Origin of the sequence: Prosthecobacter debontii (genome assembly GCF_900167535.1) — a bacterium.
Classification (GTDB): Bacteria; Verrucomicrobiota; Verrucomicrobiia; order Verrucomicrobiales; family Verrucomicrobiaceae; genus Prosthecobacter; species Prosthecobacter debontii.
On sequence record NZ_FUYE01000001.1, the window covers coordinates 577,891 to 599,776 of the forward strand.

At 58.9% G+C, this 21,886-nt stretch carries 17 protein-coding genes and 1 pseudogene; 12 read left to right on the forward strand and 6 right to left on the reverse strand.

Going from position 1 to position 21,886, the window contains the following annotated elements:
• Positions 1-14: 14 nt before the first annotated feature.
• Complete coding sequence (locus tag B5D61_RS02305) at positions 15-722, reverse strand: SWIM zinc finger family protein (protein WP_078811666.1); 708 nt, start codon at positions 720-722, stop codon at positions 15-17.
• Between the two features lie 81 nt (positions 723-803).
• Here B5D61_RS02305 and B5D61_RS02310 point away from each other — a divergent pair, with 81 nt between their 5' ends.
• The 4 genes from B5D61_RS02310 to B5D61_RS02325 all read left to right on the forward strand — a co-directional run bounded on the left by B5D61_RS02310 (position 804) and on the right by B5D61_RS02325 (position 5,415).
• Positions 804-1,214 carry a SufE family protein gene (locus B5D61_RS02310; RefSeq protein ID WP_078811667.1) on the forward strand — a complete coding sequence of 137 codons (411 nt, stop codon included), beginning with the start codon at positions 804-806 and terminating at the stop codon, positions 1,212-1,214.
• Positions 1,215-1,241: 27 nt separating this feature from the next.
• Positions 1,242-2,594 carry a Gfo/Idh/MocA family protein gene (locus B5D61_RS02315; RefSeq protein WP_139373011.1) on the forward strand — a complete coding sequence of 451 codons (1,353 nt, stop codon included), beginning with the start codon at positions 1,242-1,244 and terminating at the stop codon, positions 2,592-2,594.
• Positions 2,595-2,753: 159 nt separating this feature from the next.
• A complete protein-coding gene (locus B5D61_RS02320) occupies positions 2,754-3,482 on the forward strand; it encodes an RNA polymerase sigma factor (protein ID WP_078811669.1) in 729 nt (242 codons plus the stop codon).
• Positions 3,475-5,415 carry a bifunctional serine/threonine-protein kinase/formylglycine-generating enzyme family protein gene (locus B5D61_RS02325; RefSeq protein WP_078811670.1) on the forward strand — a complete coding sequence of 647 codons (1,941 nt, stop codon included), beginning with the start codon at positions 3,475-3,477 and terminating at the stop codon, positions 5,413-5,415. Before B5D61_RS02320 ends, B5D61_RS02325 begins: the two co-directional genes overlap by 8 nt.
• A 20-nt stretch (positions 5,416-5,435) precedes the next feature.
• Here B5D61_RS02325 and B5D61_RS02330 read toward each other — a convergent pair whose 3' ends face one another.
• Entirely contained in the window at positions 5,436-6,860 is a 1,425-nt protein-coding gene (locus tag B5D61_RS02330) for a DUF1501 domain-containing protein (protein WP_078811671.1), read from the reverse strand.
• Positions 6,861-6,959: 99 nt separating this feature from the next.
• Here B5D61_RS02330 and B5D61_RS02335 point away from each other — a divergent pair, with 99 nt between their 5' ends.
• Together B5D61_RS02335 and B5D61_RS02340 are read left to right on the forward strand one after the other, a co-directional pair.
• On the forward strand, positions 6,960-7,187 hold the full coding sequence (locus B5D61_RS02335; RefSeq protein ID WP_078811672.1) for an AbrB/MazE/SpoVT family DNA-binding domain-containing protein: 228 nt from the start codon (positions 6,960-6,962) through the stop codon (positions 7,185-7,187).
• Positions 7,184-7,582 (forward strand): type II toxin-antitoxin system death-on-curing family toxin, encoded by a 399-nt coding sequence (locus B5D61_RS02340; protein ID WP_078811673.1) that lies wholly within the window; start codon positions 7,184-7,186, stop codon positions 7,580-7,582. The genes B5D61_RS02335 and B5D61_RS02340 overlap by 4 nt, the downstream gene beginning before the upstream one ends.
• Positions 7,583-7,589: 7 nt before the next feature.
• Here B5D61_RS02340 and B5D61_RS02345 read toward each other — a convergent pair whose 3' ends face one another.
• The 4 genes from B5D61_RS02345 to B5D61_RS02365 form a co-directional block, all read right to left on the reverse strand.
• Positions 7,590-8,879 carry a sulfatase family protein gene (locus B5D61_RS02345; RefSeq protein ID WP_176159179.1) on the reverse strand — a complete coding sequence of 430 codons (1,290 nt, stop codon included), beginning with the start codon at positions 8,877-8,879 and terminating at the stop codon, positions 7,590-7,592.
• On the reverse strand, positions 8,876-9,832 hold the full coding sequence (locus B5D61_RS02350) for an alpha/beta hydrolase (protein ID WP_078811675.1): 957 nt from the start codon (positions 9,830-9,832) through the stop codon (positions 8,876-8,878). The genes B5D61_RS02345 and B5D61_RS02350 overlap by 4 nt, the downstream gene beginning before the upstream one ends.
• 437 nt (positions 9,833-10,269) lie before the next feature.
• Positions 10,270-11,613, reverse strand: coding sequence for a tetratricopeptide repeat-containing protein (locus B5D61_RS02360; protein WP_078811677.1), 1,344 nt, complete (start codon positions 11,611-11,613; stop codon positions 10,270-10,272).
• Positions 11,614-11,669: 56 nt separating this feature from the next.
• Positions 11,670-14,051 (reverse strand): hypothetical protein, encoded by a 2,382-nt coding sequence (locus B5D61_RS02365; protein WP_078811678.1) that lies wholly within the window; start codon positions 14,049-14,051, stop codon positions 11,670-11,672.
• Positions 14,052-14,417: 366 nt separating this feature from the next.
• On the opposite strand from B5D61_RS02365, the gene B5D61_RS02370 reads away from it, so the two are divergent.
• The 6 genes and pseudogenes from B5D61_RS02370 (at position 14,418) to B5D61_RS02395 (ending at position 21,857) form a co-directional block, all read left to right on the forward strand.
• Complete coding sequence (locus tag B5D61_RS02370; RefSeq protein WP_078811679.1) at positions 14,418-15,836, forward strand: DUF2971 domain-containing protein; 1,419 nt, start codon at positions 14,418-14,420, stop codon at positions 15,834-15,836.
• Between the two features lie 35 nt (positions 15,837-15,871).
• Positions 15,872-16,939 (forward strand): annotated as a pseudogene (locus tag B5D61_RS26750) (virulence RhuM family protein).
• A gap of 252 nt (positions 16,940-17,191) precedes the next feature.
• Positions 17,192-18,535: an ATP-binding protein gene (locus B5D61_RS02380; protein WP_078811680.1), complete on the forward strand. Its 1,344-nt coding sequence runs from the start codon at positions 17,192-17,194 to the stop codon at positions 18,533-18,535.
• A complete protein-coding gene (locus B5D61_RS02385) occupies positions 18,507-19,037 on the forward strand; it encodes a response regulator transcription factor (RefSeq protein ID WP_078811681.1) in 531 nt (176 codons plus the stop codon). The genes B5D61_RS02380 and B5D61_RS02385 overlap by 29 nt, the downstream gene beginning before the upstream one ends.
• Before the next feature lie 52 nt (positions 19,038-19,089).
• Positions 19,090-20,499 carry a c-type cytochrome gene (locus B5D61_RS02390; protein WP_078811682.1) on the forward strand — a complete coding sequence of 470 codons (1,410 nt, stop codon included), beginning with the start codon at positions 19,090-19,092 and terminating at the stop codon, positions 20,497-20,499.
• 29 nt (positions 20,500-20,528) lie between these two features.
• Positions 20,529-21,857 (forward strand): c-type cytochrome, encoded by a 1,329-nt coding sequence (locus tag B5D61_RS02395; protein ID WP_078811683.1) that lies wholly within the window; start codon positions 20,529-20,531, stop codon positions 21,855-21,857.
• Positions 21,858-21,886: the final 29 nt, after the last annotated feature.

Consider the following 21,886-nt stretch of genomic DNA (forward strand, 5'->3'; position numbering starts at 1 on the left):
TGCAGGCGGGTGCGTCACTCCGCCAGATCAATGCCAAACAGGGCCGAGAGATCGGTGCCTTGCAGTTCCCCTGCGCCGGAGTTTGGACTCAAGGTTTCTGCAGAGGCAGCCCCCGCAGCGGGCAGGAGGTCTGCCTGATTCACCCCGCGCAGCGTGAATAGCAGATCGGGCTGCGTATCCAGCAACACCGCCACGCCGTAGAGCACGGCGGCCGAGTGCTTGCAGAGATCCGCATGATCCGGGCAGGAGCAGTCGAAACGGATCTCCTTCGGCTGAGGGAAAAGTCCGGTCTCAGGCTCAGTCAGGATTTTCAACAGCCCGTCCCCGAGATTGCCGGTGAGCAGGTCTAACAAAGAGTTCACCTGTCCCTGAGCGGCCTGCACCAGCTCCTGCCAGTGCGCGGCATCCAGCGGGCGGATGTGAATGAGCGTATCCTCGAGATGCTCCCCCGCCACCACCGCGCTGAGCGTGCCGGGCTCGATGACGAGGTCCAGCACTTGCCCGTTGCGGAGGTAACTCCGCCCCGCAGGCAAGCGAGCTTCATAGTGGGAGTAACGCTCCAGATGGCGGCACCAGGCTTGGGCCCAAAAGGTCTGGCAGAGTTTCTTGCTGCCTTTCGGCGCGGCTAAGGGCGTGAGGCTCTCCCCGCGCGCGCGTCGTTTGGCGATCTCTCGCTGCACGCGCTCCTGATTTTCTTCACGCTCTTCCCGGTTCCATGACATGCGGGGTTTTAAACGGAGCGGCTAGCCTCCGCCAGTAAAACAGATGACGCCTGCGCAAACCGACGGCATGCTGAGCCCATCATGACCCTGAAGGAGAAACAAGCGGAACTCATCGACGACCTGAACCTGATCGAAAACGTGCAGGAGCGGTTGGCGGCACTGAGTTCCTTCATCCCCGCCGTCACCCTGCCGGAGGAGGAGCGGCGGGAGGATCAGCTCGTGCCGGGCTGTGTCTCCCGGGTCTGGCTGGACTGCGCGCTCACGCCGGAAGGACGCAGCCATTTTCGCTGTGCGGCGGACTCGCCCATGGTGGCCGGACTTGTGGCGCTTTTGTGCCATCTTTACACGGATTCGGCACCGGCTGAAGTGGCTGTGGTAGAGCCTGAAATCTGGTCTGGATGCTCATTCCATAAGGCTTTGTCGCCCACCCGACTGAATGGACTGGCCTCCATGCGCCAGCGCATGCGTGAGTGGGCGGCTGCAAGCAGCTAGGAGAGGGGGACGTAGTCTCTGGCACTTATGCCCACTGTCAGCCGCCGTTCCTTCCTGAAAAATGCCTCCCTCACCGCCGCCAGCGTGGCCTTCCCCGCGGTGGTGAAATCTGCCAACCCGAACTCCAAGCTCCAGGTCGTGTCTGTGGGAGCCAACGGCATGGCCTTCAGCGACATCAAAAACATCGGTGCCCATGCGGCGGTGAAGTATGTGGGCTTCTGCGACATCGACAGCCAGCGCTTTGACAAAGTCGATGAGGCGTTCCCCGGCACGCAACACTTCACCGACTTTCGCGAAATGTATGCGCAGCTCGGGGATAAGTTCGACGCCGTGTCCGTAGGCACGCCGGATCACATGCATGCCAAGGCGGCCATCATGGCCATGCGCCTGAAAAAGCACGTCTATTGCCAGAAGCCACTGGCCCACACCGTCTGGGAATCCCGCCAGATGCGCCTCGAGGCGGAGAAGGCCGGAGTCGTTACCCAGATGGGCAATCAGATTCACTCCGCCATTGAGTATCGCCTGGGCACACGGTTGCTGAAGGAGGGGGCCATCGGGAAGATTAAGGAAGTGCACTCTTGGGTGGCCGTGACTGGCAATGAACGCAACAAACGGCTCGAGCCCCTGCCCGGTGCCCCGGTGCCTGCGAATGTGAACTGGGATCTCTGGATCGGCGGTGCGCCGATGCGTGAGTATGCGCCCTGCTACCACCCCTTCATCTGGCGTGACTGGCAGGACTTCGGCGGTGGTGCGCTGGGCGACTTCGGCTGCCACATCCTCGATCCTGTTTTCACCGCCCTGGGTCTGAACGCGCCGCTGACGATCACCGCCCGTAACAGCGGCATCAATCAACACATCTGGCCGACCACGGAGGAAGTGGAATACGTCTTCCCCGGCAATCAACTGACCGCCGAGAAAACCCTCAAAGTGACCTGGAGCGATGGCGGCCTGCGCCCGGATCGTAAGCTGGCGAAGATGCCAGATAACCTGGAACTGCCGAAGAGTGGCTCCCTCTTCATCGGTGAATTGGGCAACATGGTGTTAGGCCATGTGGCGGGCCCACGCCTGTATCCAACTGAGAAATTCACTGGTTTCAAATACCCCAAAGAGCAGGGCCTGAGCCACTGGCACGTGTGGGTGGACGCCTGTTTGTCAGGAAGCAAGACCAGCGATGGCTTCCACTACGCAGGCCCGCTCTCCGAGACCGTGCAGCTGGGCAATGTGGCCACACGTTTTTGCACCGGCCCCATCGACTCCCGCACGGGAGATCCACTCGAGCCGAAGATCTTGGAATGGGATGCGGAGAAGCTGAGCTTTAAGAACTTTCCTGAGGCTAACGCCTTGCTAACCAAGACCTACCGCAAAGGCTGGGAAATTTGATCCGCGGACTCAGAACAAGATTGGGATTGAAACTCAAAATCGGTATAACCAATACCAGTTTGCTTTCTTGCAGAATGCAGCGCGTGTTTGCTCAGGCAGGCACTTGCTAATTGATCTGTTCAGGCGCACTGGAGTCGTGATAATCGTCCACACTCCGGAATGTCTTCGCGCCCTCAATCGACTGTTCGTGCCTCTTTCCCTGCTACCGCCTGGACCCAGGTGGTCATGGCGCGGGAAGGTGATGATGCGGCTTCAAAGGCGGCGCTGGAGGAGCTGTGCAAGGGTTACTGGCCCGCCATCTACACCTACCTCCGTGCGCTGGGGTGTGATCGTGAAGAAGCCTTGGATGAGACTCAGGAGTTCATGACCCATTTCATCCAGGGTGGAGGCCTGCACAATGTCTCGCCAGAGCGCGGCAGGCTGCGCAGCTACCTGCGGCAGTCCCTGCGCAATCACCTGACGACGGTGCGCCGGGATGCTGCGCGGCAAAAACGCGGCGGAGGAAAAACCTTCGTCTCCATGGATGATGTGGAGGTCTTCGATGTGCCGAGCGAGCCGGATGCCGCTGACCAATGGTTTGACCGCCGCTGGGCCTGGAGTGTGGTTCGGCATGCCATGGATCGTCTGGAGGAGCGCTACAGGAAGCGGGGCCGCACGGCGGTGTTTGAGGCGCTGAAAGAGGGACTCATCTGCCCGGACCTGCTGAAGCCCTACGCCGAGATCGGCCAGACCCTGAGCATGACGGAAAACCAGGTGAAGCTGGAGGTGCACCGTGCCAGACGCCGCTTTGCCGAAGAGCTGCGCTCTGAAGTGGCCGTGACGCTCTCTCCCGAAGCTGACACGGATGAGGAACTGCGTTATCTCATGAGTGTCCTAAGCTTTGAGTGATACGAACGCCAGCCTGATCGCCTGCCCGCGCTGTGGCAAAAGCTACGCCCGCAAAATGCTGGTGGGCGGTGTCTGCCCTGCCTGTGTGGCGAAGAACATGCAGCGCCAACTCTTTGCCAACCTGGAGGCTGAGATCGAGGAAAAGGAGCCGCTGTCTCTGAATGTGCAGGGGTATGAGATCCAGGAGCTCATCGGCGGGGGCGGTATGGGAGAGGTTTACCGCGCCGTGCTCACCGCCCGTGGCCGCGTGGTGGCCATGAAGGTCGTCTCCGGCCGCTTGACGCGTGACCCGGAAGTGACCGGACGTTTCGAGGCGGAGGTGGCCGCCCTGTCTCAGCTCAGCCATCACAACGTGGTGCGCGTGCTGGATCATGGGGAGACGGTGAATGGCCGCCACTTCCTGGTGATGGAGTATGTGGATGGCTGTGACCTGCGCCGCCTGCTGCGGGCTCAGCGTCTGGAGCTGGAGCGTGCCCTCGATATCTTTTTGAAAGTGTGCGCCGGTGTCAGTCATGCCCACCAGCGCGGCTTTGTGCATCGGGATATCAAGCCGGCCAACATCCTCATCGGCGCAGATGGCACGGTGAAGGTGGCGGACTTTGGCTTGGCTAAAACCCTGGTGGAAAGCGCCTCCTCCTACGGTTTCACCCAGACTCGAGATACCTTTGGCACCCCCTACTATGTGGCCCCGGAAGTGACACGCAGCGCCGGGCAAGCCGATGCCCGTGCAGATGTGTATGCGCTCGGCGTGCTGCTGTATGAGCTGCTCACCGGCTCCGTGCCCATGGGGCAATTCACCCCGCTGTCGCAAAAGACAGGCCTGAGCAAAAAGATCGACGGCATCATCAATCATGCTCTCGCCGATGATCCCCAGCGGCGCCTCAGCTCCGTGGAGGAGATGGCCACGGCCGTGGAAAAGATCGCCGCAGAGCACCAGCGCGGCCACGTGAAGCGCGTGCGCAGCCGGAAGCTGATGACCCTGGCGGCCATCTTTGCCACCCTCGGCCTCGGGGCCGCCGTCGGCTCCTGGATCAGTGAGCGCCATGTGCCCGCCTACCTGCTCTCACGCAGCGGCGGTGATGCGGTGAAAGCGAGCCGAGAGCGTCCCTGGCGTAACAGTTTAGGCATGAGTTTCGTGCCAGTCCCGGTGCCGAAGCAGCGTCTGCTGTTCAGTCAATTTGAGACAAGGGTGAAGGAGTATGAAGCCTTTACAGCCCTCAACCAGGCGCTCTTACCTTCACTGCAAGAAGAGATCTATTCAGAACGACGTGAGGTCACAAAAAACACCCCGGCCGTGTCGTCCGAAAAGGAGCTGACGAATTGGCGAAAACCAGGTTTTAGCCAAACGCCTGATCATCCCGTTTGTGGCATGCGCCTGGCCCAAGCACGGCTGTTTTGCGCCTGGCTGACCCGCCATGAACATGATCTCGGCTGGCTGAAAGAAGGGCAAGTGTATCGCCTTCCCACGGATGCCGAGTGGAGTTTTGCCGCAGGCATCACCGACGATGCTGGCCCCTATGCTTCAGATCGTCTCTCGACAGAACCGAATCTGCTGCCGACCGGGAACTTTGCTGGCCAAGAAGTCAAACGCCTCGCGCTCTGGCCCCTGCGCCGCCCCGCAGATGCTGCGGAAGACAGCTACCCCTGCACGGCACCCGTCGGTAGCTTTCCAGCCAACGCTTATGGCCTTTTCGATCTCCACGGCAATGTGCTGGAGTGGACGATGACTCGGCTGGACGGAAGATTCGGATTTCCGCCAGATTACTTTTGCCTGCGTGGCGGCTCCTGGGCCACGGGTAGGCTTAATGAAATGCGCCCTGAGTTTCGTAAGGGCACTCGGAGCACTCGTGCTCAGGCTGATTTCGGATTCCGCATCGTGCTCGATCTAGAATCCAAGGTGGAGTCCTTGCGCTCGCTGGACCCCTTGGAATAACTCAAAGATTTTCAGGGTGATCAAGCGATCAACTTCTCGATCACTTGCCCGCCGAATTGGCTGAGTTGCTTGAAGCGGCCGGCGTGGTAAAAGGTCAGCTTGTTATCGTCGAGGCCTAACAAACGAAGCAGAGTCACATGCACATCGCGCACGTGCCGCACTTCTTCGATGGCCTCCATGCCACGATCATCCGTGGCACCGATGGTGTGCCCAGCTTTCACACCGCCACCGGCGAACCAGATCGTCATCGCTTTAGGATTGTGATCCCGGCCATACTGGGTGCCCCCACGCACCCCGTTGTCAGGCGTGCGGCCAAACTCACCGCACCAGACGATGAGCGTATCCTCCAACATGCCTCGCTGCTTCAGATCCTGGATCAAAGCGGCGATGGGCCGATCCACCTGGCGGATGAGATTGCCATGCGCACGCTCGATGTAGTCGTGGCTGTCCCAAGTACCCGCGTAGAGCTGCACAAAGCGCACGCCCTTTTCCACCAGCTTGCGCGCCAGCAGGCACTTGCGGCCAAAGGCATCTGTGGCCTCCTGACCGATGCCATACATTTCCTTCGTGCGGGCATCTTCCTGCTCGATGTCGATGACCTCAGGCACCTGCATCTGCATGCGAAAAGCCAGCTCATAGTTGTTCATGCGGGCTTTTAACTCCTCATGCCAAGGATGGTCTTGAACGTGCTTTTGGTTAAGCTTGGCCAGGAGATCCAGATTGGCGCGCTGGTGTTCAAGGGAGATCCCCGCAGGTGGTCGCAGATCGAGAATCGGGCTGCCTTTGGGGCGCAGGGGTGTTCCTTGAAAATGGGCGGGTAGATACCCATTGCTCCAGTTGGCGCTGCCTCCCTGAGGATAGCTGATCTCTGGCAGCACGATGAAGCCCGGCAGGTCTTGATTGGGCGAGCCCAGGCCATACGTGACCCATGCGCCTAAGGCGGGATCACCGCCGAAGCGATTGCCACAGTTCATCTGATACATCGCTGTGGGATGATTGACGCTATCCACCTGACACCCTCGAAAGAAACACAAATCATCGGCCACCTTGCTGAGATGCTGCCAGGGCTCGCTCATCCAGGCTCCGCTTTGGCCATGCTGGGCAAACTTGAAGGGGCTGCGCACATAGTAGCGCTTACCGCTTTCCATGGCGGACTTCATCTTGCCCTCCCGCACAAACTCCTTGAGGTGCAGCTTTTCCAAAGCGGGTTTGGGATCGAAACAATCGATGTGGCTCGGCCCGCCTTCCATCATGAGAAAAATGCAGTTCTTTCCCTTGGCCGGCACCTGCTGCGGTTTGGGAGCGAGCGGCCCCTTCGCCTCCGAAGCCATCAACGACGTTAGGGCGACACTGCCCAGAGAAGTGCCGAGTCCATAGACAAACTCACGCCGTGTCGGCGCATGCAGAGCCCGGGCTCCAGCGCAGGGAAAAAGAGAACGATTCATGGCTTCTATCTATATTCCCCCAAACGAAGGCCGGAGTGCCACTCTAAATCGGAGGGAGTGATGGATTTGACTTTTCGGTAAGTAATACATCGTTTTACCATGATTAAGACCATCTCTAAAATCGGCAATTCCCAGGGGATTATCTTCGACTCGGCCTTGCTCCAGCTTGCTCACTTAAAAGTGGGTGATGATGTGAATGTCGAGGTGCATTCGGGAGGGACGATCACGATTACCCCCATGGTCTCACAGCCTTCCAAAGAAGAGATCAGTGCAGTCGTGAGAGAAACGATGGTTCAATATGCCCGAACCATGAAAAAACTCGCGTGAAGAGGGACATTGAGAATTGTTTCCATCTCACGGTTGAGATCGTGATGGAGATCCACAGCGAAGCCATCGAGCGATTCGGCGGCTTATCGGGCTTGCGTGATCTTCCTCTTTTGGAATCGGCTGTCGCTGCTTCGCGTGCTAGCTTTGGAGGTGTCTCGCCGTATCAGGATTTGATCGAAATCGCGGGTGCCTATTTATTTTATCTCTGTAACAATTATTCTTTTGTGGATGGCAATAAGCGAGTGGCTCTCGGCGCATGCATCGTCTTTCTCAAATTGAATGGTTATACCACGGCCGAGGATAGCGAAGACTGGGAACTGCTCACTCTAGCCGTCGCAGCAGGTGCTCTCAGTCGCGATGGAGTCACCGCTAAGCTTCGTACGCACGTTTCTTGAGCCTCCTTCACGGCACGCGTGAAGCGTCCTCGGCACCGGTGTCGCGGCGGTATTGCTCGGCGAGCTGCATCAGGCGCTGGACCACCTTGGGATGCTCAGCAGCCACATCATGGGTTTCCGCCACATCCTCCGTGAGTTGGTAAAGGGTGGGTGGCTGGGTGAGGTGCAGCTTCCAAGAGCCTTCGCGCATGGATTGCAGCCTTCGGATCTTGAAGCCGTAAAGAGCGTAGAGCGTGGTGCGTGGAGATTTGCCATTGGCCTTCAGTAAGACCTCGCGGATATCAGAACCATCCAGCTTTAAATCTTGGGAAAGAGTACTTCCCGTTAGGCCTGCGAGGGTGGGTAGCACGTCCAGGGTGCTGAGGAATTCGCCACAGGTGCGGCCCGCAGGCACATGCCCCGGCCACCAGGCGATGCAGGGCACCCGCAGGCCACCTTCAAAGACGGTGTGTTTCGAGCCGCTCAAAGGCGCAGCAGTGCCTGAGGTCTTGCGCTCGGGCCCGTTGTCGCTGGTGAAGATCACGAGGGTTTTCTCCGCCAGCCCGAGGCGGCGCAACTTCGCTAAAATCTGTCCCGTGCTGTCGTCCAGCTCCTCCACCACATCGCCATACAGACCGCGCTTCGACTTGCCTTTGAATTTGGGCGAAGCATCGAAGGGTAGATGCGGCATGGCGTGCCCGAGATACAGAAAGAAGGGTTTGGCCTGATGTGTCTCGATGAACTTCAGCGCCTCGGCGGTGTAGAGGCCGGTCATCTCCGCAGGCACCGCCGGGCGTTTCTCCACGGTGTCTCCGCGCAGCACCGGCATGCCACCTTCTTTTTCAAACACGATGGTTTCCTGCGGATCGAGGTTATGCAGCACCCCATAGTAGCTATCGAAGCCTTGATCCATCGGGCGCATGCCGGGCTTGAAACCCAGGTGCCATTTGCCAATGCAGCCCGTGGCATAACCGGCCCCTTTGGTCACCTCCGCCAGAGTGAGCTCATCCGCAGCCAATCCGTTCTCCGCATCAGGCCTTAAGACACCGACCGCCAACCCGGTGCGGCCTGGATAGCGGCCCGTCATCAGCGAGGCCCGCGATGGCGTGCACAGGGCTGAGGTGACGGAGAAGTCCGTGAACCGCGTGCCCTCCTGCGCCATGCGATCCAGATGCGGCGTGGAGATATCCGGTGCCCCATAACAGGCCAGATCTCCATAACCGAGATCATCGCAATTGATGTAAATGATGTTAGGCCTTTCCACCGCCTGAAGAAGCGAGTTTAAAACCAAGCCAAGCAGGGCAATCCATCGTTTCATTGGGCATCGAGGTGTTGGTGAAAGAATGCCGCACTCACCTTCACACATTCAGCCAGTGCTTCAGGCCGATTCAGGAAGGCATGCGGGGCTTTCGGGATCAGAGTCAGCCCGGTGGGGATGCCGAGCTTTTGGAGATCCCTGCGCGTCTCGTCCGCATGCGTGCTGGCATCGTCCAGCTCACCGGCCATGAAGGCCAAGGGCGGGTCGGCTTGGTCCAAATGATGGCGGGGTGAAGCCAGGGCATACACCTGCGGCATCTCCGCCTGAGGTGCGCCTAAAAACGTGCGATAAAACGGATCATCGGCCCGCGAGGATAACTCACCGATGCGGGGGCTTTCGAGATCACTCTGCGCGCCCATGGCCATGCAGGCCTGCACCTCGCTGGAGGTTTCCGCATTTCCCCCTGGGCCTTCCAGTTCCGCCACGCCGCCACTGGTGGCCAGCAGCGCCGCCAGATGCCCCCCTGCGGATAACCCCGTGACGCCAATGGCCTCCGGCTTCACGCCATACGTGGACGCATTCGCCCGCAGCCACCGCACGGCGGCTTTGCAGTCCTGAATCGCCGCCGGAAACTTCGCCTCGCCAGAGAGCCGATAGCTGATGCTCACCGTCACAAAACCCTGCTCGGCCAGCGCCTGCGCCAGTTTCGTCATGCTGCTGCGGTCGCCTTTATACCAGCCACCGCCATGGATGCACACAATCGCCGGAAGCACCTCCTTGACCCCTGCTGGCCGATACAGATCCAACTGCATCTCACGCTCCCCGTGGCGGGCATACTTAATGTTAGGTTGGGCTTCGATTTTCACCGGTCCTTCGGCTTTCAAGGTCGGGGCAAGTAAACCAAAGAAGCTCAAGGCAAACAACAGTCGGGGTGGGATCATCATGGTCTGGTCTATCTCCCCATGAACAGCGCAGAAGTGCCAAACTTGCGGGAATTTAGGGGGATGGCTCATGGGTCAGGGTCATTACGGGAAGGAGGATTATCCTGCCACTATTGCTGCAGACCGTGAAGCTCTGGATCTTTTCCGCAGCTTTTTCACGGAAAGCGAGGATGTTGCAGCGCGACTCCATGACCTTGCTATTGCCGAAAAAGCATCCGGCGACGAGGCTGCGGCGGAACTGTATGATCGAGAGGCGCTACGCCTACAATTGACGCGCCAAGGCCACAGTAGGGTGGGTTTGTCCGGCTATGGACCTCCTTTGACTCGCTGGATCAACTTGCCGGATAACCCGCCTGATGGGAGAACATGAGGACGCTAAAAAATGTGAGAATAACAATCGATGTGTTCGAAGGTGATTCATGGAAAAGCCTGGCCCGAGGGGCGCCCCCTCACTCGGGAGCTGGGTTATCCGGCAACGAGATCAAAGCTTCATCATGAGCCGCGCTAAATCAGGGACCGGTGTGATTCTTGAGCAGGTTCAGGACTTCTTCGGCGCCTTTTTTCATCTCGGCATTGAGGACCTCGGCCTCGATGAGTTCATTCCAAGTCCGCTGCGGGGAGATGAGAATTTCTTTGCGTTTGGGCGTGGGGATAAGGTCGATGGCCTCGTGATAGCGATCCAGGGCATCGGTGAGTTTTTCCTGAAAAATGCAGGTATCGGCGTAGTCGAAGAGCGACCACCAGCGGCCTGAAGTTTGACCCAGGCTGGCATCGGTCACCTCAAAGGCGCAGAGGTGAAACATGCGCTGGATGTGACCGAGCACCTCCGCATCGTCCCGGGCGCTGTGACCGCGAATGAGCAGGAGCAGGCGCACGGTATTGAGCCCGGCATAGGTGTCGTGACGATTCAGAGACACGGCATGCTTGTATTGATCCAGGGATTGGAGAAGCAGGTCCTGACGCTCCTGGCCCTGATGCCTGAAGGCGAGGCGACGCAGGGAGCCGCCGAGGCAGGAGTGGATGTCAGGGCTGTCTGGATGGCGGGCGAGAGCCTCCCGATACGCAGCGATGGCATCCAACAAATGTTGGGGGCCTTCCATCTTATCCAGGATGAGCCCCTTTTGATGGTGAAGCTGCCAGGTTTTGGAAAAGTAAGCCATGCCTTCGTCGATGGCTTCCAACCCGGAGGTGTAGTCCTGCCGCTCCCGATGAATGCGGATGAGTGCCAGCCGAGCTTCCAGAGAAAAGGGATCGTCTTCGGTGGCCTGGGCCACGGCCTGAAGCCTTTGTTTGCTGGGCACGGAGGGATCAGCAGCAAAGTTAAGCGCGGCAGCGACGCGGATACCGGCCACGCGTTCCCAATCACGGCGCGGCACCACCTGGAGATCCAGGGCGGAGATGAGCGGGCTATCGCAGAGATTTTCCGTCGCCAGCCCGGCCTCGATGATTTCGGCCACCTCCTGGATAAAGTCTTCATCGGGGCGGTTGGCATAGCGCACCAGGCGGATGCCTACGAGGTCAAAAGGCACCTTATCATCCTGGGAGGTGAGGATGGTGATGGACCGGCGCAGAGCGTAGCGGGTACCGAGCTCGAACGCCACATTCGGATTGGCCCCGGTGAGGTCGGCGATCAAAACATCCGCCTCATAGATGGCCTTATACATGGTGTGATGCACGGAGCCGCCCTGCCGCCGATCTTTTTCAAAGACGAGTTCCACCTGCCGATTCAGCCTTTGACTCACCGCTTCTTTCACGCGGTGATATTGGCGTTCAGCATCCGCAGGGCGTTTCCATTTAGCCGTCGGCCCCATATCGGTGTAGGGCATGGCAACGAAAATGGAGAGGGCTTTCATGAGGGCGCTGGGGAGTAAGAAAGCAGGTGCAGGGGGGCGGTGCCAAGGATGTTTTTTTAACCCACGGGGAGCTGAGGCTCCACAGGTTTGATCCGGTGCATCTGGAGCCAGTCGGAGTTCTCTTGCAAAGCTTCCTGACCAAGGGCGGCCAGATGCTGTTGCATGGCCTTCAAAAGACGCTCTTGCTCGCTCTCATTTCCGTGTGCAATCGCCTCTAGGTGCTGCTTGAGCAAATGATCCATGCGTGCCTTTGCCGCACGGAAGAGATCCCGCATGGCGGCATAACGTTTGGTGTTTTCATCCGCATGCTTGAAGACGTTGTAGGCTGTCGCGGCTGCCCACCCGGCAATGAGGATGTTTTTAGCCATGGTGGCCCACGCTTTGAAATCATTCAGATGCTGATCGAGATCGCCGTTGGCTGGCGCGGGGGTGTCAGGCAAGATGTAGTGGCAATGCACACAGAGCAGAGCCCACCCCAGCAGCACCCCGGCGATGAGATGATAACTCCAATGATGGCCGTAATGGAGGAGTGCAGAGAATTTCACGCAGCAGTTCGGTTTTCCTCCACCGTAATAGACACGATAAGTCATCAGCGTGGTGACCTGCACGATAAGCCAGAGCAGAAGAGCCCCGCCAAACCACCACGCTAGCGGTGACCAACACGGAACGCCCTGGCAGCAGTGGGTCACGAGCCCGATGAAGTCGCTGGCGGGCCTCGCCTGCATGAACGCTAAGACGCCAATGAACGTGACCCCTGTAAAGATCAAAATGAGCCCCACGGTGCCGACCCGTTGCTGACGGAGCGACTGCCGATGATAAGCTCGGCTGAAGTAGAAAAGCTGCTCACCGAGCCAACCATTCGAGATGGCCTGGAGGCGATCATTTTTCTTTTGAGCATCGAGCTTTCGAAAGCTGAGACCGTCTTTTTGCAACGGGCTGGAGACGGCGGTCAGGGCGGCACGAATCCAGGAAGTGTCTCCCCGCAGGCGCTGAAGGTAGTGATTGGCCACGGACAAACCCAGACCTGCCGCGCTCCAATAAAACTGCACCCGCAGCCCCTCCGCCAGAGCCCGATAATCAATCTGTCGATCAAAATAACCCCGCCGTATAAACCACCCCCGGACGGCATAACAGCCGATCACGGAAAGGGCGGCAAGAATGAACAGAGCGCTGCGCCAAGCAGGGATGGGACCCTCTGCAGGCAGGTTTTCAAAAAGCTGTAGGCTGACCACCGCGAACAGAAAGGCAATCAGGAACGCGGTGCTTAGCCACTTGATTCTGGCATCGTATTTGTAGTTGAGCTTCGTCACCGCACGCCGCAGGCGGGCCATGTTTTCCAGACGTAGGTCAAGGTGATTGCGTGGGGGGTTGGGCTTGTCTTCAGGGCCGCTAAAAAGCGAGATGAGACCCTTCCAAAGACGCGTGAAAAAAGACACGATGGCAGCCCAACCCAGTTCCAAGGTCGTCTGGGGTCGGTAGGTTTTTGGAGTCTTCAGGAGACCCGGGCTTTGATCCTCAGCGATGTTTGGCAGCTCGCGATTCACAGCCTCAAGGTGCTGAGCAAATTGACGCAAAGACTCCATCTCACGCTTCTGCCATTGCTCCTCGAATTGCTCAGGGATGGCGGAGTCCCGCGGGTGCCAGATGGCCAGCGAGGTCGGCGTTGGTGGGTTGGAGGGAGGGGTGCCTTTTTTCGGGCAGTAGATGCGGAAGACGGGCCCGTTATCCGCCCAGGAGAGGGCTGTCTCCAGAGGTAGGATGCCGGGCTCCTGGCCGTGGAGATGGGAGTGAACGATGTGCTGCGCCCCTGCCTGAGCCAGGGGGGGGAGCGTAGGGGCATTGACCACGGCTTCCGTTTCGGTGGCTTGCCCACAGATGGCGATGAGGATGTCGCAGTGGGCGGAGATGTATTCCCCGGCGGCGCGATAACGAAGATTGCGGCGGGTGCGATCTGACAGATCGGCTTTTAAACGCGCTTTGAGTTCATCCTTAGTGAGGCCGATATCCTCAGCCATGAGCACATGGAAGAGCTGGTTCTCACAGATCCTTTGCACGAGATCATCGTAGTCTTGGAGGCGTTTGTCATTTTGGGCCTGCCCATCGCCACGAATAAAAGTGCTGGCTTCACGGTAGAGCGGGTGAGGAAATGGCAGAGGACCACGGACCTCGATGCCCTTACTCATCGCGATTTGGGCGGCGATTTGGTCCGCGCCAGGAGCTAATGAGCTCAGAAGAATGATCGGCGTGTTGTCCAGCCCCAGTCCCTCCCGTTCCTTGGGTTTCGTGAGGTGCTCTGTGGCGGGAAGCTGGCCTTGTCTCAACCAGGAGAAGATGCTTACCAGTAGCTCTTTGACCTCGGACTCCCTATCTGGGTGGATATCCATGTGGCCCGTGATTCCAATGACAAAGGGTAGGCGCGAGGGAAATGCAGCACTCATAGGCTCGGACACTGACATCCAGCCATAATCCCTGACCCTGTCTTGTCAATACACGTAAGAAAAATCATTCGAGTTTGTCCCCATTCATCCATCGATGCCAAGCCGAGCGCCGCCGCGATGGTCGATTTGCCACCAGCTGGTTCCCCTTGGCGGTAGCTTTGGACGCCCTTCACTGCATCGGGTGCGGAGAGAGGCTGCTTCCGGACGGTGGCCTTGGGCTGCGGATCTTCAAAAGCCCCGCTGTGGCAAATCGCCGCAGGGGGAACAGTTACGACCGTGAACTTAGCAAAGAGAAGGCTTCAGGCTCAGGAAAGAAGCACGTTTGTTAGGTGAGTAAGCGGTGGCGTTTGAAATCATCTGTCCATCTTGATCTCAGTGGAAGTCGAGTATGCCCTCCGCACCAAAGCCAACCTCATCGCCGCCGCCGCCTACACCTTGCAATCCAAGCTGCCCGGTGAGTTCAAGGGCAGACTGCCGACGGCGAAACAACTGGCGGATCTTGTGCGGGTGGAGAGGAGGGTGGGAAATGAGAAAACCGTTACCCAGGCTGAACCCGTCACACTAATTTGCGACCCCTCCATGCTCTTCTTTAAGTATCAGAAACCCGGTCTTCTCGAATTCAATATGCTTCGGAAAGGCGAGATCTTCTTTGCCTCCCCATCTGAGTTGAACGACCCCAACGAGTGCCGCCCTCGGTATATCCTCAAGGGAAGCGAAGATCTTTGGCAGCGTTTAGCAAAGTTCATTCTTCAAAATGTGGTTTTCCATTCGGAGCAGTTTTCAAGCCGAGGACAGGAGGCTCTGAGCAAGCTCCTGAGTGTTAGCGATCAGATTGGAACCCAACTCAAACTGGCCGTGAGCAATCGCGACCTCGGCTTGGAAGAACTGGCTGAATTATTTATCAATATCCTTGCTCCACTTGTCCCCATCGAAAAGACGTTCGATTCAGTCCACCTAGCGCGTCTGGCCAAAGAGTTCATCAACAGCAAACTCCCCATCATCGCTGCCGAAGATAGATATATCAGTTCATTCTCATTGAGTGCCACAAACCCAACAATGTGGGGCCATTACGCAGGGGCGGAGAAGGGCTTCGTGATCATCTATCAAACTGAGGACAATACTATCCATGTTCGATCTCCAATCAGGGTATTGGATGGATGCAGGCCTCTCAATGAAAGCGGTGACCACATGGAAATCGGAACCTATGACAATGACTGCCTCCAGCTTCACCGGATCCGTTATGGTGTGCGTCCGCCCACGGTGAATCTATTCCATCGCATGATTCACAGGTTTTCCTACTCGGAACAAGAGGATCATTTTGATGTGCCGGCAATTATCATGGGTGACGCAGCGCCGAAAGAAGAGGAACTTATCGGCTTAGTTAAGTATTCAGGCTGGAGGTATGAGCAGGAGTTGCGAGCTTTTTTCCCATTTCACGGCACAGCTCTTCCAGATATCCGGGTATTAAGCGCCGCAAAAAGCGTCAAAGGCTTGATATTTGGGCCCAGAATGTCCGAGGAAGACAGAGCTCGCTCGGTTCTGTGCTGCCACATCATGAAAAAATCGTTGGGTAGTTTGGCAGATCCGGCAGATGACTTCGAGCCATTAGTATTCTTTGAAGCCCGGCTACTGGTTAATCGTTTCGGCTTCGATGTGACACCCTTGGGCGTCCTCGCGGAACACTTTTCTAAGCACGGTCTTCCATTCACGCCCGTCTCCGAAACAAATCCAGCAGTCCAAGAAGTGGTGATGAAAATGGCCAAACAGATCGCAGACGGGGATTGAAAGCCACCATGCTACAATTCAGCCTCGACCATCTTATGGAAAAAGAGCCGTTACCCCAATCCTCCCTCATCCTCTACCAGACCGAGGATGGGAAGACGCGTGTTCAGTGCCGGTTTGAAGGTGAGTCGCTCTGGCTTTCCCAGGCGCTGATGGCGGAGCTGTTTCAGGTGACCGTGCCGACGGTGAATGAGCATCTCAAGGGCATCTATGCCGAGGGAGAGCTGGCCGAGGTGGCAACTATTCGGAAATTCCGAATAGTTCGAACCGAAGGCCGTCGGGATGTCACGCGTGAGATCGAACACTACAGCCTCGAAGCCATTCTGGCGGTGGGTTATCGGGTGCGGAGCCACCGGGGCACGCAGTTCCGGCAGTGGGCGACGGCGCGGTTGACGGAGTATCTGGTGAAGGGCTTCACCATGGACGATGAACGGCTCAAGAATCCGCCAGGCAAGGGCCAGAAGGACTATTTTGATGAGCTGCTGGAGCGCATCCGCGACATCCGGTCCTCCGAAAGGCGCTTTTACCAAAAGATCCTCGACATCTACGCGACGAGTGTGGACTACAGCCCGGATGCGGAGGCCTCCGAGCGGTTCTTTGCCACGGTGTAAAACAAGATGCACTGGGCCACGCACGGGCACACTGCGGCGGAGGTGATCGCCGAGCGTGCAGATGCCTCGAAGCCCTTCATGGGCCTGCAAACCACCCGACCGGGCGGCATCGTACGCAAGGACGATGTGGGCATCGCCAAGAACTACCTCACGGAAAGCGAATTGCAGGTGCTGAACCGCATCGTGAACCTCTACATCGAGTATGCGGAACTCCAGGCGCTGGAGCGCAAACCGATGACGATGCGCGACTGGATCGCCAAGCTGGACGAGTTTCTAAAAGCAAGCGGTCGCCCGCTGCTGGAACACGCGGGAGAGGTCTCCGCCGAAGATGCCCGGCAGAAGGCTGAGCGGGAGTATGAGCACTATCGAAAGCTGCTCGATGCCCAGCCGCAACAAATCGACGTTGACTTTGAAAAAGCGGCAAAGGAACTGAAAAAGCTGCCGAGACCCCGGAAGCCACGAGAGCCGAGGCGTGGGCCGGAGCAGGAGCGCTGAAGAGATCCGTTAAGAGCCTCTGGCCTCGAATACGCATTCAAGGGCAGGCTGCCGAAGCAAACCCCTCTCCGTCTCACCGCTCCAATACAAAGCCAGGCGAGCCGAACGCATCGCCGCAAAACCGGTGATGGGCATGGGGGGAAGGACGCGCATGCAAACAGGAAACGGTTGGAGTTATCAAAAGCCCCGCTGTGGCAAATCGCCGCAGGGGGTGGACAAGCTTGCGCAGACGACGCAGCTTGACGCTGCACCATGACCCAGACGGCCCATGCCCACTCCCGCACTCCGGCTCCGGTGTGGAAGCGGCGGCTTGGGCTGAGCGAGGTGTGGGTGCGGGGAGATCTGTCCTCGCAGTTGCTGCTCATTCTCCGCTGGCTGGCCGTGCTCGGGCAGGGGATGACGCTTTTCGTGGCGAGCGAGCTCGGCGTCGCCATCCCATGGCTGCCCGGTGGGGTGGCTCTGGTCTTGACCTTGGTTTCCAACAGTCTTCTCGCCTGGTGGCTGCGACAGCTGGGCGGGCATCTCGGCGGCGGTTTCTTCCACATCGCCTTGTGGGATGCGCTCACCTTGACCTGGCTTCTGTATTGGACGGGAGGCTTGGAGAACCCCTTCAGCCTGTTTTATCTCGTGCAGCTGATCGTGGCCATCGTGGCCCTGCGCAGCTTTGGGGCCGTGGGGGTGGCTTTCCTGATGATGCTGAGCTGCGTTTACCTCTGGCACCAGCATGTGCCGCTGCAGATGCAGCACGGCGGGCCTCTGCCACGGCACCTTCTGCATCAGGGGGGGCTCGCCGCCTTGATCCTGGCGGGGTCGTTCATCCTTGCGCTCTTACTGGCGGTGCGGCGCCGCTCTCATGTGCTGCAAAAGGAGCGCGAGCGGCTGCGCCTGGAGCTGGAATCCCGCGACCGTTTTCTCTCCGTCGCGGCCCTGGCCACGGGCTTTGCTCATGAGCTGGCCACCCCCATCGGCACCATCGCCCTGGCGGCGGATGAAATGCAGGCGCATCCCGAGGCTGAAACCGCCGCCTTGATCGCCCGCGAGGCCGCCCGCTGTCAGAATGTATTGCAAAGACTGCGCGAGCTAGGGCAGGAGGCTCTGGGCCAATCCTCCACGCCCTGCTGCATCCAGGACGTCCTGCAAACCTGCCTTACCGATCTGCCGGAAACCCAGCGCCGGCGGGTGAAAACACATCTGCCAGCCACGGCCACCTCCCCAGCGGTGCCCTGCACCGGCCTGCGCGAGGCTCTGCTGGTGATGCTGCGCAATGCCCTGCTGTCCTCCCCAGATGAACAGCCCGTCGATCTACGCGTGCGCGTGGAGAGTGAGCAGGTACATTTCATCGTGGAGGATCACGGCCCCGGCTTCACGCCAGAGATGCTAGCGCATTGGGGTGAGCCCTTTCGCAGCACCCGGCCTGCGGGTGAGGGCATGGGACTGGGCCTCTTTTTTGTGCGCAGGCTGGCCGCTTCCATGCAGGGGACCGCCACGGTGGGGAATCGTGCCGAAGGCGGCGCACGCGTGACCCTCATCCTGCCGATTTTTGACCTAACGAAAAGCTTACCATGCTATGATGACCGTCCTGCTGATCGAAGATGACGAGAGCTTTCGCACCACACTGGCCCTGGCGCTGCGTCGGCGCGGCTGCGAGGTCCTCCAGGCGGCGAATGCCGCCGAAGCACTCCATCTCCTCGAACAAGCCCCCACGACCGAGGGCATCGTTCTCGACATGCGGTTAGGTCAAGACAATGGCAACGCTTTGATCCCCGAGCTGCGGCGTCTGTCGCCTCAAGCGCGACTGATCATCCTTACCGGCTACGGCAGCATCCCGAATGCCATCGAGGCCGTGCGGCTGGGGGCGGATGATTACCTGCTCAAGCCCGCCGGGGCGGATCAGGTGCTGGCGGCGCTGCGCGGGCACGCGGCGGAGTCTCCCCGCCCAGGCGCTGGGGACCTCCCCAGCCTCGCTCGCCTGGAGTGGGAGCACATCCAGCGTGTGCTGAGTGATTGCCAGGGAAACATCTCCCACACCGCCGAAGCCCTGGGCATTGATCGCCGCACCCTTCAGCGCAAGCTCATGAAGATGCCACCCGAGGTGTGAGCTGCGGCATCTTGCCACATTTTCAAACCCGCCCGGTATCGGAAAGTCGGGCATGGACTTTCCCTCATACTATCTGGATCATGTGGCGGGTGGCAGGTTGATCATCGGCCTCATCGCCTCCCTGCATGTGCTGATCAATCACCCCCTGGCCGTCGGGGCCTATCCCATCCTCACCTTCATGGAATGGTGGGCGCATAAGCACGGGCGAAAGGATATCGATGAACTGGCTTACAAGATCACCTTCATCGTGTTCATCGTCACCACCACGGTCGGTGCCATGACCGGCGTAGGCATCTGGCTTTCCACCTCCCTGTTTGCCCCCTTTGCCATCGGCAGTCTGCTGCGTGTGTTCTTCTGGGGCTGGTTCATGGAGTGGCTGGTCTTCATCAGCGAGGTGGCTTTGATCATGGCGTGGTTCCTGACCTGGAAAAAGGCGGACACGCCGGAAAAGAAACGCCGTCATATCAAAATTGGTTTGGCGCTCAGCATCATGTCCTGGCTGACCATGGCCCTCATCGTGGCCGTGCTCGGGTTCATGATGAAACCTGGCGAGTGGAGCCAAACCCGCGCCTTCTGGGATGCGATGACCAACCCGCTCTACCTGCCTCAGCTCGGCTTCCGCACCTTCTTCGCCCTCATGACCGGGGCCGTGTTTGTCTGGTTTGCCTACTTCTTCTTCACTCGGCACAAGGAGCATGGCCCGCGCCTGCGGAAATGGCTGGTGTATCGCCTTTCTCACGTCGTCCTGGTCAGTCTGGTGATGACCCTCCTGTTTGGAAACTGGTATTGGCAAAATGTGCCGGAGGCGATGAAGGCCAACAGCTCCGTGGCCTTGCTGACCCAGGAGTTCATGAGTTGGCACAGCCAGTTCGCTTCTTTGTTAGGCTGGACCCTGGGGGCCTTTCTCATCATCGCCATCGCCGGGCTCTCCTTCTCCTCCCTGGTGCCGCGTTGGGCCCTGCTCATCCCCAGCTTCATGGGCATCTGGCTGCTAGGACATTTCGAGCGAGCACGCGAGTTCATGCGCAAGCCCTGGGTCATCGGGGACTATCTTTACTCCAACGGCATTCACAAAGACGAACTGGCCTTTCTGCAAAGCGAGGGTCTGCTGAAACATGCGACCTATGTGAAGCACCGCGAGGTGACGGAGGCGAACAAGATCGAATGCGGGCAGGACATCTTCATGCTCGCCTGCTCCCGCTGTCACAGCACCACGGGGCTGAATGGCGTGATCGAGAAACTGGAGATCATGTATGGCGCGGACAAGGCCTGGGATGACTCCGCCATGCTCGCCTTCATCCAAGGCATGCACCAGACCCGCACCTTCATGCCTCCCTTTCCCGGGAATGAGCGAGAGGCCCAGGCCCTGGTGGCCTATCTCCAGCACCTGCGCACCACCCGCGAGCCCCTCCAGGGCGCCCAAAGCGTGGGCATCACTGGGGCGCCGCTTTCCTCTCACTAATCATCCTTTTCATCTTGAACTGATTTGTTATGACAGCCTTATTGTTAGCTAACACCGCTCCCATTCCGCGTGATCTGCCGCTGCCTTTGCCGCTCCCTGAGGGGGTGCTGGTGGGGCTGTTGGTGATCTTCTTTCTGGTTCACATCTTGTTTGTGAATCTCATGGTAGGAGGCTCGGTGCTGGTGGTGGCGGCGGAGTTTCTGGGACGGCGGGACAAGCGCTGGGATCGGTTGGCTTTGACTCTGGCGAAGACGGTGACGGTGAACAAAAGCATCGCCGTGGTGATGGGGATCGGCCCGCTGCTGTGCATCAATCTGCTCTACACGCTGCAGTGGTATTCGGCGAATGCTCTGACGGGTCATGCCTGGCTCATGATCGTGCCCTTAGTCACGGTGGCGTTTCTGCTCACCTATCTGCACAAGTACACCTGGGAACGCTGGAACGGGGGTGGCTGGAAGACGGTGCACGGTCTGACGGGACTGCTGGCCACGCTGCTGCTGCTATTCGTGCCAATCATCTTCCTGGCCAATGTGAACCTTATGCTTTTCCCCACGGAGTGGGACAAGGTCCGGGGTTTCTTTTCCAGTCTCAGCATCGGCAACGTGCTGCCGCGTTACCTGCACTTCATGGCCGCCAGCATCGCCATGACGGGGCTTTTTCTCGCCGGATGGTTAGGCCGTGCGAGCTCAGATCTCAGTCACCTGGAGGGATTTACGCGCCCTGAGTTACGCCGCATCTTTTACCGCATCACGGCCTGGGTGACCCTGGCCCAATTCCTTCTGGGGCCGCTGCTGCTGTTCACCCTGCCTGCGGTGGGTATCACGCCGCAGCTGTACACGGTGATCTTCAGCGGGGCCGCCGTGGGCTTCATCACCCTACTGCTGTTGTTCCGTGAACTGCGCCAGCCGGATGCCCGTATCGGGCGCAGCTACGGGCTGATCTGTGTGCTCTTTACGGGAGTGGTGCTGGGCATGGGCAGTGGCCGCCACCTCTATCGTCAGGCCGCGCTGGCGGGGCATCAAGCAGAGATTCGAGCCCGCACGGAGACCTATGCGGCGGCGCTGAATGCGTTTAACCAAAAGCATGCCAGCGAACCTGCCCCTGTGGAACCGGATGCTGATCAGCTCTTCATGAACTGTGCGGCCTGTCATGCTCCCGCTACGCGCCTTGTCGGCCCACCACTCACCGAGATCGCCGAGATCTATCGGGACAACCCCGAGGGCATCGTCGCCTGGGCCCAAGCCCCGGGTAAAAAACGTCCAGAGCTTCCGCAGATGCCGCCCTTTGCCCACCTCGGTGAGGCGAGTCTGCGCAAGATCGCCGAGCTCATGCTGGAGAAAGGCCAAGCTGCGCGTTAGACTTGAGACAAGCTGCGTTTGCTATGGTA

Excerpts from the sequence above, each read along its gene's own strand:
- B5D61_RS02360 (WP_078811677.1), bottom strand. The coding sequence starts at position 11,613 with ATGAAAGCCCTCTCCATTTTCGTTGCCATGCCCTACACCGATATGGGG.
- B5D61_RS02380 (WP_078811680.1), top strand. The coding sequence starts at position 17,192 with ATGACCCAGACGGCCCATGCCCACTCCCGCACTCCGGCTCCGGTGTGG.
- B5D61_RS02305 (WP_078811666.1), bottom strand. The coding sequence starts at position 722 with ATGTCATGGAACCGGGAAGAGCGTGAAGAAAATCAGGAGCGCGTGCAG.
- B5D61_RS02365 (WP_078811678.1), bottom strand. The coding sequence starts at position 14,051 with ATGAGTGCTGCATTTCCCTCGCGCCTACCCTTTGTCATTGGAATCACG.
- B5D61_RS02395 (WP_078811683.1), top strand. The coding sequence starts at position 20,529 with ATGACAGCCTTATTGTTAGCTAACACCGCTCCCATTCCGCGTGATCTG.
- B5D61_RS02320 (WP_078811669.1), top strand. The coding sequence starts at position 2,754 with ATGTCTTCGCGCCCTCAATCGACTGTTCGTGCCTCTTTCCCTGCTACC.
- B5D61_RS02390 (WP_078811682.1), top strand. The coding sequence starts at position 19,090 with ATGGACTTTCCCTCATACTATCTGGATCATGTGGCGGGTGGCAGGTTG.
- B5D61_RS02330 (WP_078811671.1), bottom strand. The coding sequence starts at position 6,860 with ATGAATCGTTCTCTTTTTCCCTGCGCTGGAGCCCGGGCTCTGCATGCG.
- B5D61_RS02350 (WP_078811675.1), bottom strand. The coding sequence starts at position 9,832 with ATGAGCCATCCCCCTAAATTCCCGCAAGTTTGGCACTTCTGCGCTGTT.
- B5D61_RS02385 (WP_078811681.1), top strand. The coding sequence starts at position 18,507 with ATGATGACCGTCCTGCTGATCGAAGATGACGAGAGCTTTCGCACCACA.
- B5D61_RS02310 (WP_078811667.1), top strand. The coding sequence starts at position 804 with ATGACCCTGAAGGAGAAACAAGCGGAACTCATCGACGACCTGAACCTG.
- B5D61_RS02335 (WP_078811672.1), top strand. The coding sequence starts at position 6,960 with ATGATTAAGACCATCTCTAAAATCGGCAATTCCCAGGGGATTATCTTC.
- B5D61_RS02315 (WP_139373011.1), top strand. The coding sequence starts at position 1,242 with ATGCCCACTGTCAGCCGCCGTTCCTTCCTGAAAAATGCCTCCCTCACC.
- B5D61_RS02345 (WP_176159179.1), bottom strand. The coding sequence starts at position 8,879 with ATGAAACGATGGATTGCCCTGCTTGGCTTGGTTTTAAACTCGCTTCTT.